We start from the raw sequence: 11,553 nt of genomic DNA on the forward strand, positions 1-11,553 counted from the left end.
CCGGTTTTTTTTCGCAAGCCCTCAGGCGTTGCTGTCACTCTTTGTGAGAAAGCTTGTCTGCCGGGACGTCATCCTCGGCGCTTTTCTTCGCCGCTGCATCATCGTCGTTCATCGCTTTCTTAAAGCCTTTGATGGCAGCCCCCAGGTCACCACCCAGCGTGCGTAACTTCTTGGTACCAAACAGCAGGACGACCAGTGCGGCAACCACCAGCAGTTTGGTAATACTAATCTCACCCATAGATACCTTCTTTACTTAAAACAGGCTGCATTCAGCGCCAAAACCTGATTGTATTAACGGTCATTTAGCGCGTGCACACAATAGCAATCTGTAACAAGGTGAATCAAGCATTGTTGAAAAAAACATCACAATAATTGCGGTGGCGCAAACCGACGATTGCGAAGAACGGGTAATTGCTGACGCGCAAGCGCAATTCTTTCTAAGTTTATCTCCGCCACCAGCAAATGCGGGGCTTCAGCAGCAGCGGCGATCGTCACCCCCAGCGGATCAACCACTCTGCTTTGCCCGATGTTTTTCGAGCCGCATTCCCCTGCGGCAACGACATAGCAGGTTGTATCCAGCGCGCGTGCCGCAAGCAGCGTTGCCCAGTGGTGCTCTTTTAACGACCCTCTGACCCACGCAGCAGGCAGTACCAGTACGTCCGCACCCTGCAACGCCAGATGGAGCGCCAGCTCGGGAAAACGCAGGTCATAGCACGTCATCAACCCGATCTTAAATCCATCAATCTCCAGCAGCGGTGGGATACCGTCTCCGGGGTCAACGCGACGCGACTCCTGAATGCTGAACGCATCATAGAGATGAAGCTTCGCGTAACGTGCGACAATGGCTCCGCCACGGATAGCCACAAGCGTATTGACTGCTCTACCCGGCGTTGAGGGAACATGGATCGTTAAGATCGTCGTCATCGTATTGCCCACGCTCTGGGCAAGCAGTTGCTGTAAAAATTCGCCGTCCAGCGGCTGCGCGGACTTCACGGATAAATCCGGATCATTATCATCCCTGGCCAACAGCGCCTCAGGGAGAACCAGCAGCGACGCGCCTTTCTGCCGGGCCTGCATCATCAGGTTGACGCACGTGAGCGCATTTTCATGCCAGTCAGGCGTGACCACAAATTGTCCTACCGCAACATACATATTTGTCCCCTCATTATAAACGGCGTTAAACTCGCTTCTCTTACACATCAAATAGCAGGTATTTAGCGTGTTACAACTACTTTTAGCCGTTTTTATTGGTGGGGGAACGGGTAGCGTTGCGCGATGGTTTCTGAGTATGCGGTTTAACCCACTGCATCAGGCGATTCCCATGGGGACGCTTGCCGCTAACCTGATTGGTGCCTTTATCATCGGCATGGGGCTGGCCTGGTTTAACCGAATGACGCACATCGACCCGATGTGGAAGGTCCTGATTACGACGGGTTTCTGCGGCGGGTTAACCACCTTCTCGACGTTCTCTGCAGAAGTGGTATTTCTCTTTCAGGAAGGCCGTATCGGCTGGGCGCTGATGAATATCGCGATTAACATGCTCGGCTCCTTTGCGATGACGGGGATCGCATTTTGGCTATTTTCCTCCGCAAGCGCGCATTAACCGTCGAACCGTTAATGTTGGCTTAATTTTTCTCTGTCACTCTGAATGCAATACTGAACGAGGGTGACAGAATGAAACAGAGTCTGATGAGCGCAGGAATGGTGTTGTTGAGCGTGCTGATCGTTGCCAGCTTCCTGAAAATGTATCTGCTTGGCTGATTCAAAACGAAAAAAACCCGCTCAGTGAGCGGGTTTTGAAATTCTTGCTGACGCGTCTGAATTACAGAGCGATTACGTTAGCAGCAGAAGGGCCTTTGGCACCGTTAGTGATTTCGAACTCTACACGCTGACCTTCAGCCAGAGTTTTGAAACCATTAGACTGGATTGCAGAGAAGTGTACGAACACGTCTTTGCTGCCATCTTCAGGAGTAATGAAACCGAATCCTTTGGACTCATTAAACCACTTAACGTTACCTTTAATCTTAGACATCAAAATTACCTTTACATTAAAAAACGACACAAATGCTGTGTCGGTTATCAGTACATCAATTGTGGGACCTTTTGTCCAGCGGATCTTTGATAAAAAGTGACTAAAGTCGCGTTAATTTTCACTGACAGATTTTTATCGCTTATGAATCAACGTCTGCGCGTTTTTTCACCAGCATGTCACGTTTTGTCAGTTAAAACTGAAAACGCATCCAGGCGAAGTAAACGTTTCCGTTGTTATAAGTCCCCGGGATGTAGGTCATCTGGAACGTTGCAGGGCCATAGCCAATAGAGGCCAACGGCAACAGCACCGGGATCGGGATGTAGTTCCAGTTGTCACGCGCGGTGACACCGGCGGTGTAGCCCAACCCAACGTGGAAGTTCTCGTCCGCTAGCGGGCGCCAGGTTTTCTCCCAGCCATAACCCCCAATCGGCTCCCATTTATTAAACGAGTCTTTGAAGGCCATCAGATAGATGCCATGCCAGTTTCCCTTTTCATCCCAGCGCGACTGACCAAAACCCGCGCCCCACGGACGCTCGTTGTATTTATCGGTTTTCTCTTTGTCATAAGCAAAACGCGCATGCCACGTTATTGCCGGAACATAGAGATCATAATGTTCAGGTGCCGTCCAGGTCTGGGAAACATTATCCGTAAAGGTTGAGAACCAGCCTTTATCCGTCGCGTTACCTTCTGCCTGCGCAACAGAAGAAAACGTTAACTGCCCAAAAATAAACAACAAAATAGAGAAAAATGTATTACGTACGATCACAATGCAATTACCATTCTTAGTATTCGAGGCAAAGTTTACCATAAAATAGTTGAATCAAGGCTTAACGGCATCGGCGTTATTCCTAATTATTCAGCCTCTTTCCGGGAATATTCTTAAAGAAAGCGGGCGATACGTTCAAGTAAGCCCACAACGGGTGTGACTTTTCCCATTTAATCTTCTTAATCAGCGACATGTAAAACCATACAAAATATTAACAATTTGTTATCATAATTAGGACATGTTGCGCTATTTCTGACGGTCAAGAGCCTCATGACATAAATGTATGGGCCATGGCAAAAACACGGTTGTTCTGTTCTCTAGTCGTCTGTTTATTGATTTTAATCAGCAAGAACAGGCCAATTTTTCGGCACATTTTCATCCTTCTTTTTTTATTGATTTTTTGTGCTCCATTGCAGCTGAGATACAGGGGAAATCATGCTTACGCTATTCGAACTCCTTATTGGAGTCGTCGTCATTGTCGGCGTCGCACGCTACATCATTAAAGGCTACTCGGCCACGGGCGTATTATTTGTTGGCGGTTTAACACTGCTGATTATCAGCGCAATAATGGGGCACCAGGTGTTACCTGCCAGCGCGACCAGCACCGGTTACACCGCTACAGATATTGTTGAATACATTAAAATATTGCTCATGAGCCGCGGCGGTGATCTGGGCATGATGATCATGATGCTGTGTGGTTTTGCGGCCTACATGACCCACATCGGCGCCAACGATATGGTCGTTAAGCTTGCCTCCAAACCCCTGCAGTACATCAACTCGCCGTATCTGCTGATGGTCGCCGCCTATTTCCTCGCTTGCCTGATGTCACTGGCCGTTTCGTCGGCTACCGGACTTGGCGTACTGCTGATGGCGACGCTGTTCCCGGTCATGGTGAACGTCGGTATCAGCCGTGGCGCGGCAGCGGCAATTTGCGCGTCTCCGGCAGCCATTATTCTCTCCCCGACCTCCGGCGACGTTGTGCTGGCGGCAAAAGCGGCGGAGATGTCACTCATCGACTTCGCCTTTAAAACCACGTTACCGATCTCGATTGTTGCCATCGTTGGCATGGGGATCGCGCATTTCTTCTGGCAGCGCTATCTCGATAAGAAAGAAAACATCAGCCATGAAATGATGGACGTAAGCGAAATCACCACGACCGCTCCCGCGTTCTATGCCATTCTGCCGTTCACCCCAATCATCGGAGTGCTGATTTTTGACGGCAAATGGGGTCCACAGCTGCACATCATCACCATTCTGGTCATCTGTATGCTGCTGGCCGCCGTGCTGGAGTTTGTGCGTGGCTTTAACACGCAAAAAGTGTTCACGGGTCTGGAAGTGGCGTATCGCGGTATGGCGGATGCCTTCGCTGGCGTCGTTATGCTGCTGGTGGCAGCAGGCGTTTTTGCTCAGGGTCTGAGCACGATCGGCTTTATCCAGAGCCTGATTTCTATCGCCACCTCGTTCGGCTCGGCCAGTATTATCCTGATGCTGGTTCTGGTGGTGCTCACCATGCTGGCGGCCATGACAACCGGTTCCGGTAATGCGCCTTTCTACGCTTTCGTTGAGATGATCCCGAAACTGGCTCACTCTTCCGGTATTAACCCTGCCTATCTCTCCATTCCCATGCTGCAGGCGTCAAACCTGGGCCGTACCATTTCACCGGTGTCGGGCGTGGTCGTCGCCGTTGCCGGGATGGCGAAAATCTCGCCATTCGAAGTCGTCAAACGCACCTCAGTGCCTGTTATGGTTGGTCTGATTATCGTGATTATCGCCACGGAAGTGCTGGTACCCGGCGCGGCCTAAGCTAAATTAGGGATATCCAAAAAGCGCCTGCGGGCGCTTTTTGTGCTTTAATAATTTCCAGAAATTAATCGTGCTCATTCGATCAGGAAATCATATGTTCAGGAAGGATATCGTCATCCCGTCTGGCGCAATGGCGCTTGCTCTCTGTATCTTCTCCGCACAGGCGGAACCGCTTAAGGCAACACAGTATGGCGATTTCGATCGCTATGTGCTGGCTCTGTCCTGGCAAACCGGGTTTTGCCAGAGCATGGTCGAGCGCAACCGTAATGAACCTGACGAATGTCGCCTGCAAAAAGAGCGCGAGAATAAAGCCGATTTTCTGACCGTTCACGGGCTATGGCCTGGTCTGCCGAAATCTATTGCCGCACGCGGCGTGGATGAACGTCGATGGATGCGTTTTGGCTGCGCCACACGCCCCATTCCGAACATGCCGGAAGTGAAGGCCAGCCGCAAATGCGATGCCGCCGAAACCGGACTGTCGCTTTCCGCTGCCGCAAAGCTCAACGACGTAATGCCGGGCGCGGGCGGTAATTCCTGCCTGGAACGTTACGAATATGCCAAACATGGCGTCTGCTTTGGTTTCGATCCGGATGCCTATTTCGGCACGATGGTGCGGATGAATCAGGAAGTGAAAAACAGTGCGGTCGGTAAATTCCTCGCCGATAACTACGGGAAATCCGTCAATCGTAGCGACTTTGACAGTGCCGTTGCCAAAAGCTGGGGCAAGGAGAACATCAAAGCGATCAAGCTGACCTGCAACGGCAATCCGGCGTATCTCACCGAGATGCAGATTTCGCTGAAGGCAGACACCATTAACAACCCGCTTTCTGCCGCGTCATTTGCACCGCAGCCACATCCAGGTAACTGCGGAAAACAATTCGTGATTGATAAAGCCGGTTACTGATCCGCGCCCGGGCGCACCATATCAAAACGGTTTTCGTCACTGATGCCATAGTACGCCGTCGGCCCACCCGCACGCAGGATGGGCTGCGCTTTCGCCGTCTGGTATATCCCCTCTTCCAGCAGCGTTTCGGCAATATGGATACCAACCACCTCCCCCAACACCAGCCAGGTATCGACCGGTGTACCGTCGGCACCGGTAAGCTGAATGCACTGCGACAGACGGCACTCAAAGTTCACCGGGCTTTCTGCAACGCGGGGCGCGTTAACCAACTGGCTGGCCGCTGGCGTTAGCCCGGCGAAGCTAAATTCATCCCGATCGTGGGGAAGCATCGCAGAGGTTTGGTTCATCGCTTGCGCGAGATCGCGCGTCGCCAGGTTCCAGACAAATTCCTTTGTTTCGGTAATATTACGCACGCTGTCCTTCCAGCCGTTGCTGGAAAAGCCAATGATCGGCGGACGATAGTTAAAGCAGTTAAAGAAGCTATACGGTGCGAGGTTCAACTGACCAGCCTTATCACATGAGGAGATCCAGCCGATCGGACGTGGACCAATAATGGCGTTCAGCGGATCGTGCGGCAGGCCGTGACCCTGAGACGGTTGGTAGAAATACATAGTTCTCTCTCGTTGGTGGGCAACGCCCTGGTTCAGGATCTCAGCGTAACGTATTCCGCCCGGAATGAAGACTGAATAAATTTCAGCGAAAATTCATATGGACCATGAATGTGACCTTCATCACTTCAAACTTATGCGCTCAGCCAGTATCATCGGGAGAGTTAAACCCTCGCTGCCAGACGGCGAGGGTTTTCTTTTGGATCGGTTTCTGCGTTACACGCAGCATTAACGACATGGAGTAAAAATGTCCAGACCTACAATTATCATCAATGAGCTCGACGCAGAACGTATCGACAGGCTGCTGGAAAAGGCAGAGTTTGCCTCACTTCCCGTGGCCGACGCCCTGAATGAGGAGCTCGACCGGGCACAGATGTGCACGCCTGAGTCGATGCCGCATGACGTGGTCACCATGAATAGCCAGGTAAAATTCCGCAACCTGACCACCGGTGAAGAGCTGACCCGCACGCTGGTTTACCCGGCTCAGATGACCGACAGCAGCGCACAGCTTTCTGTTCTTGCGCCTGTGGGTGCCGCACTGCTGGGGCTACGCACGGGCGATACCATCCACTGGGAATTGCCGGGCGGCGCCTCTGCCCATCTGGAAGTGCTGGCGTTGCTCTACCAGCCAGAAGCCGCGGGCGATTACCTGCGTTAACCTCTTCTGAACAAGCGCCTCCGCGTTGCACAGAGGATGCAGCCGCATCCTCTTTCCGCAAATTCACCCCATTTTCCTATTTCGCGCTAAGCGGCCTTAATCCACGCTTAATCTGTTTCGGTGCCGCGGGGACGGTCATGAGTGAGATACTGGTTATCACACTTATTTTTCTGATTTTTGTGGCGATTATCGTCACGGCCGTGCTCTACCTCGAACGCCACAGGTAAGCGAGACTTCTCATGCAACCCCACCCGGGAAAGCATTCACCAGACCCTTAACGTTCTGCTCTGCGGCAATTTATCCTCGCAACATAAGAAAACTGACGAGGCGCTTACAGAAACCATTAATATTTTGTGGTTGAATGAGTTCAGCGTTTATAAACAAGGAGAAACGGGTATGTATCAGAGAATCATTATGCCGGTTGATGTTTTTGAGATGGAGCTGAGCGACAAGGCCGTTCGCCATGCGGAGTTCCTGGCGCAGCAGGACGGTGTCATCCATCTGTTGCACGTACTGCCGGGCTCCGCCAGCCTGAGCCTTCACCGCTTTGCCGCCGATGTACGTCGCTTCGAGGAGCATTTGCAGCATGAAGCGGAAACTCGCCTGCAAACCATGGTCAGCCACTTCAGCATCGACCCTTCACGGATCAAAACGCACGTCAGATTCGGCAGCGTACGCGATGCGGTAAACGAACTGGCAAACGAACTGAAAGCAGACGTGGTGGTCATCGGTTCGCGCAACCCTTCCATTACCACGCATCTGCTGGGCTCTAACGCCTCCAGCGTGATCCGCCACACTCACATACCGGTGATGGTCGTAAGATAAAAAAAAGAGGCCACCTTTCGGTGGCCTCTCGCTATTGCAGGTGTAGCCTTACTTTCTTTTATTATGCGGTTTTGGTGCGAATCAGATAGTCAAACGAACTCAGAGACGCCTTCGCCCCTTCACCCGTGGCGATGATGATCTGTTTGTACGGCACGGTGGTGCAGTCGCCCGCCGCAAACACGCCTTTCACGCTGGTTTCACATTTCGCATCGATCATGATTTCGCCCATGCGGTTGCGCTCAATCGCGCCTTCCAGCCAGGTGGTGTTTGGCAGCAGACCAATCTGCACGAAGATCCCTGAAAGCTGAACGCTGTGCACGTCGCCGCTTACGCGGTCGCGGTATTCCAGACCGGTCACTTTGCTGCCGTCGCCCCTCACTTCCGTGGTTTGCGCGTTCAGAACGATGTCGACGTTTTTCAGGCTGCGAACTTTATCCTGCAGAACCTGGTCGGCTTTCATCTCTGGAGCGAACTCCAGAAGCGTAACGTGTTCAACAATCCCCGCCAGGTCGATAGCCGCTTCCACGCCGGAGTTACCGCCGCCAATCACCGCCACGCGTTTACCTTTAAACAGCGGGCCGTCACAGTGCGGACAGTAGGTCACACCCTTGGTACGGTACTGATCTTCGCCCGGGACGTTCATGTTGCGCCATTTCGCACCGGTGGCAATGATAATGCTGCGCGCTTTCAGCACCGCGCCGGACGCGGTTTCAATCTGGTGTAAACCACCCTCGACCGCTGCCGGAACCAGCTTGCTGGCGCTCTGGCTGTCGATCACGTCCACGTCGTAGTCGCTGACGTGCGCCTTCAGCGCCCCGGCCAGCTTCTGGCCTTCAGTCTTCGGCACGGAGATGTAGTTTTCGATGTCCACGGTATCCAGCACCTGGCCACCAAAGCGTTCGCCCATCAGGCCGGTACGAATACCTTTACGCGCGGAGTACACCGCTGCCGCCGCACCCGCAGGGCCGGAACCGACAATCAGCACGTCGTAGGCATCGCGTTTGTTCAACTCGTCCGCCGCACGTTTTTCTGCGCCGGTATCCACTTTGGCAACGATTTCGGTCAGCGTCATACGGCCCTGGCCGAACGCCTGACCGTTCAGGTAGACCGCCGGAACGCCCATCACGTTGCGATCGGTGATTTCATTCTGGAAGGTACCGCCGTCAATCGCCGTGTGCTTAATGCGCGGGTTCAGGACTGACATCAGGTTCAGCGCCTGTACCACGTCCGGGCAGTTGTGGCAGGAGAGCGAGTAATAGGTTTCAAACTCGAAATCACCGTCGATATCGCGGATTTGCTCCAGCAGCGCCTGCGCTTCTTTTGACGGATGACCACCTGTCCACAGCAGCGCCAGCACCAGTGAGGTAAATTCGTGACCAAGCGGAGAACCGGCAAAGCGCGGTCCCTGGTCGGAGCCTGGGTTGGTGATCAGGAAGGAGGGCTTACGCACTGGCAGCGCGTTATCTTCTTTAAACGTCACTTTCGGCGACAGCTCGGCGATCTCTGCCAGCAGTTCCTTGATCTCTGCCGATTTCGCGCTGTCGTCCAGCGTGGCAATCAGCTCAACAGGTTTGGTCAGTTTCTCAAGGTAGGCCTTGAGCTGGGTTTTCATGTTTGTGTCGAGCATTGTTCTTCCCTCTCTTAAGACGTCATCATGCAAGCTGCCTTAATCAGGCGGCCTGAATGCAACTTGCATCATGGTGCTTGAATAAAATGGGCGCGGGGGGCGCCCATTGATTGCCGGGTGGCACTTCGTTTACCCGGCCTACGATACTGTAGGCCTGTGCAAGCGCAGCGCCGCCAGGCTTTACAGACTTAGATCTTGCCGACCAGGTCTAAGGATGGAGCGAGAGTCGCTTCGCCTTCTTTCCATTTCGCCGGGCACACTTCGCCTGGGTGAGAAGCCACGTACTGAGCCGCTTTCACTTTACGCAGCAGATCAGAAGCATCACGGCCGATACCTTCAGCGGTAACTTCGATAGCCTGGATAATGCCCTGCGGGTCAACAACGAAGGTGGCGCGGTCAGCCAGGCCTTCATCTTCACGCATGTTGTCGAAGTTACGGGTCAGGGCGCCAGTCGGGTCGCCGATCATCGCGTATTTGATTTTTGCGATGGTTTCAGAGCTGCTGTGCCATGCTTTGTGGGTGAAGTGGGTATCGGTAGAGACAGAGTAAACGTCCACGCCCAGCTTCTGCAGTTCGTCGTAATGGTCTGCTACGTCACCCAGTTCAGTCGGGCAAACGAAAGTAAAGTCAGCCGGATAGAAGAAGAAGACGCTCCAGCGGCCTTCGGTATCTTTCTCGGTAACTTCGATGAACTCACCGTTTTTGAACGCCTGGTTTTTGAAAGGTTTAATTTTGGTATTAATCAAAGACATCTGTACTTCCTCCGTGTTTTCGTTGAGATGTAAGGTAACTAACTTTGTTTATCGGGGCTAATGCGTATGCTTTATCAAATCAATCAGCCAAACCTTACAACGTCGACAAGACAACAAGGCGAACCTTTTACAGGAAAGCCTGAAAGTAAAAAGGCCGCCTCAACGGGCGGCCCTGATACCTGAATTCCCCGCAGGTACATTCAGTGCCAGCCGAAACTGGCGTTGCGTTGCGCTCTACAACCCTGAGTATCAAGGCGGTAACAGCGCGTTGATTACACCATCCGTCCCGGCTTTGAGCAATCCATAAGAGGGGTATTCCTGCCTATGACTGTGATAGGCAAAATCGAAAATGCTTTCAGAAGGTTATAGATTTAATTTTATTATGAATACCCCACTATATATAAATGTCGTTTGTCATTCAAATAAGCCACTCACACTTTAAAGATAAAATTATCTTAATCACCCTTGAAGTTCTATTTCATTAATCTGACGCCGTGATATATTAAGATGACTTAAATATAAAATTAAGTCAGTGAACCACAAAGATTGTAAATGGTTAACTTCAATCTATAGTTATCATTAATGTGATAACTCCAGCAAACCCGGCATCCGCAGGACGAAAAATGGCAAATCTCTATGAGCTTAAAAAATTCGATCTCAATCTGTTAGTCATTTTCGAATGCATTTACCAACATCTCAGTATCAGTAAGGCCGCCGAGACGCTGTACATCACGCCCTCTGCCGTGAGCCAGTCGCTACAACGCCTGCGCGGCCAGCTCAATGACCCCCTTTTTATCCGTTCAGGTAAAGGGATTACGCCGACTACGGTAGGCACCAACCTGCACCATCATCTTGAACAGAATCTCAACCAGATTGAGAAAACTATCAATCTGATGCATCACTCAGAGATCAAGAAAAACTTCGTCATTTATTGCTCTCAAATGGTTTCGCCCGGTTATATGCTCGAACCGCTGAAACTGTTAATGTCTGAAGAAAATTATGAGGTAGAACAACGCGATGTCCTTATCTCCCCGGAGTCCGCCGAGGATCTGCTCGCGTACCGTAAAGCCGACCTGATATTCACGATTGCACCGGTAAATAATCGCTCAGTGGTGTGTACGCTCTTCACCACGATACCAATAACGCTATTTTGCAGAGAAGGCCATCCAAGGATCACCGACCAGGTCAGTACCGAAGCGTTATACCGCGAGAAATTCACCTTTTACCAGAGTGCTCATCCTGGCGTTAAAGAGTTCCAGAATCGCGCCAATGACGCTTTTCCTGAAAGGAATATTGTTTTTCGCACGGACTCAGTCAGTTCGCTCATTTCCATGGTCAGCACCTCTGATTTGTTAGGCTTCATTCCCATATCAATCTATGAAACATATAAAGACACGTTAAAACTAAAAAGGGTTGAGACCCCGTTTGCACTCCCCGAATTACATGTCTATATGCTCTATAGCCGTTCATCACTGAACAGCAGTGTTTTTTCAACATTTATTGAGAAAATGCATAAACTCATTGTCTCCCCCTCTGTCTGATTAAGAATCATTTGCACGGTGAAATAAAAGAATCATA

The 11,553-nt window shown here is 51.5% G+C and carries 14 protein-coding genes; 7 read left to right on the top strand and 7 right to left on the bottom strand.

Annotated elements, in window-relative coordinates; all coding sequences use genetic code 11:
- Window positions 1–34: 34 nt before the first annotated feature.
- Entirely contained in the window at window positions 35–238 is a 204-nt protein-coding gene (gene tatE, locus FU672_RS08290; RefSeq protein WP_023310742.1) for a twin-arginine translocase subunit TatE, read from the bottom strand.
- A gap of 125 nt (window positions 239–363) precedes the next feature.
- A complete protein-coding gene (locus FU672_RS08295) occupies window positions 364–1,152 on the bottom strand; it encodes a deaminated glutathione amidase (RefSeq protein ID WP_148242861.1) in 789 nt (262 codons plus the stop codon).
- Window positions 1,153–1,219: 67 nt separating this feature from the next.
- Between FU672_RS08295 and crcB the strand changes: the two genes are divergently transcribed.
- Entirely contained in the window at window positions 1,220–1,603 is a 384-nt protein-coding gene (gene crcB / locus FU672_RS08300; protein ID WP_148242862.1) for a fluoride efflux transporter CrcB, read from the top strand.
- A 219-nt stretch (window positions 1,604–1,822) separates the two neighbouring features.
- Here the strand turns inward: crcB and cspE are convergent, their stop codons facing one another.
- Together cspE and pagP are read right to left on the bottom strand one after the other, a co-directional pair.
- Window positions 1,823–2,032, bottom strand: a complete 210-nt coding sequence (gene cspE, locus FU672_RS08305) for a transcription antiterminator/RNA stability regulator CspE (protein WP_002439184.1) — start codon at window positions 2,030–2,032, stop codon at window positions 1,823–1,825.
- Window positions 2,033–2,222: 190 nt separating this feature from the next.
- On the bottom strand, window positions 2,223–2,840 hold the full coding sequence (gene pagP / locus FU672_RS08310; RefSeq protein WP_080298633.1) for a lipid IV(A) palmitoyltransferase PagP: 618 nt from the start codon (window positions 2,838–2,840) through the stop codon (window positions 2,223–2,225).
- A gap of 393 nt (window positions 2,841–3,233) precedes the next feature.
- Here pagP and dcuC point away from each other — a divergent pair, with 393 nt between their 5' ends.
- Window positions 3,234–4,601 (top strand): anaerobic C4-dicarboxylate transporter DcuC, encoded by a 1,368-nt coding sequence (dcuC, locus tag FU672_RS08315; protein WP_148242863.1) that lies wholly within the window; start codon window positions 3,234–3,236, stop codon window positions 4,599–4,601.
- 130 nt (window positions 4,602–4,731) lie between these two features.
- Entirely contained in the window at window positions 4,732–5,505 is a 774-nt protein-coding gene (gene rna, locus FU672_RS08320) for a ribonuclease I (protein ID WP_410053326.1), read from the top strand.
- On the opposite strand, the gene FU672_RS08325 is transcribed toward rna, so the two are convergent.
- Window positions 5,499–6,116 carry a flavin reductase family protein gene (locus FU672_RS08325; protein WP_023310735.1) on the bottom strand — a complete coding sequence of 206 codons (618 nt, stop codon included), beginning with the start codon at window positions 6,114–6,116 and terminating at the stop codon, window positions 5,499–5,501. The genes rna and FU672_RS08325 overlap by 7 nt on opposite strands.
- A gap of 244 nt (window positions 6,117–6,360) precedes the next feature.
- Between FU672_RS08325 and rnk the strand changes: the two genes are divergently transcribed.
- The 3 genes from rnk (at window position 6,361) to uspG (ending at window position 7,596) form a co-directional block, all read left to right on the top strand.
- Window positions 6,361–6,771 carry a nucleoside diphosphate kinase regulator gene (rnk, locus tag FU672_RS08330; RefSeq protein WP_023334880.1) on the top strand — a complete coding sequence of 137 codons (411 nt, stop codon included), beginning with the start codon at window positions 6,361–6,363 and terminating at the stop codon, window positions 6,769–6,771.
- Between the two features lie 137 nt (window positions 6,772–6,908).
- A complete protein-coding gene (gene yldA, locus FU672_RS25390) occupies window positions 6,909–6,998 on the top strand; it encodes a small membrane protein YldA (protein ID WP_283771125.1) in 90 nt (29 codons plus the stop codon).
- Between the two features lie 169 nt (window positions 6,999–7,167).
- Window positions 7,168–7,596, top strand: coding sequence for a universal stress protein UspG (gene uspG, locus FU672_RS08335; protein WP_023310731.1), 429 nt, complete (start codon window positions 7,168–7,170; stop codon window positions 7,594–7,596).
- Between the two features lie 61 nt (window positions 7,597–7,657).
- Here the strand turns inward: uspG and ahpF are convergent, their stop codons facing one another.
- Window positions 7,658–9,223, bottom strand: coding sequence for an alkyl hydroperoxide reductase subunit F (gene ahpF / locus FU672_RS08340; protein WP_148242865.1), 1,566 nt, complete (start codon window positions 9,221–9,223; stop codon window positions 7,658–7,660).
- 188 nt (window positions 9,224–9,411) lie between these two features.
- Entirely contained in the window at window positions 9,412–9,975 is a 564-nt protein-coding gene (gene ahpC, locus FU672_RS08345) for an alkyl hydroperoxide reductase subunit C (protein WP_008501015.1), read from the bottom strand.
- Between the two features lie 623 nt (window positions 9,976–10,598).
- Between ahpC and citR the strand changes: the two genes are divergently transcribed.
- Window positions 10,599–11,516: a DNA-binding transcriptional repressor CitR gene (gene citR / locus FU672_RS08350; protein WP_148242866.1), complete on the top strand. Its 918-nt coding sequence runs from the start codon at window positions 10,599–10,601 to the stop codon at window positions 11,514–11,516.
- Window positions 11,517–11,553 lie beyond the last annotated feature (37 nt).

The sequence above is a fragment of the Enterobacter asburiae genome, assembly GCF_008080435.1.
Classification (GTDB): Bacteria; Pseudomonadota; Gammaproteobacteria; order Enterobacterales; family Enterobacteriaceae; genus Enterobacter; species Enterobacter asburiae_C.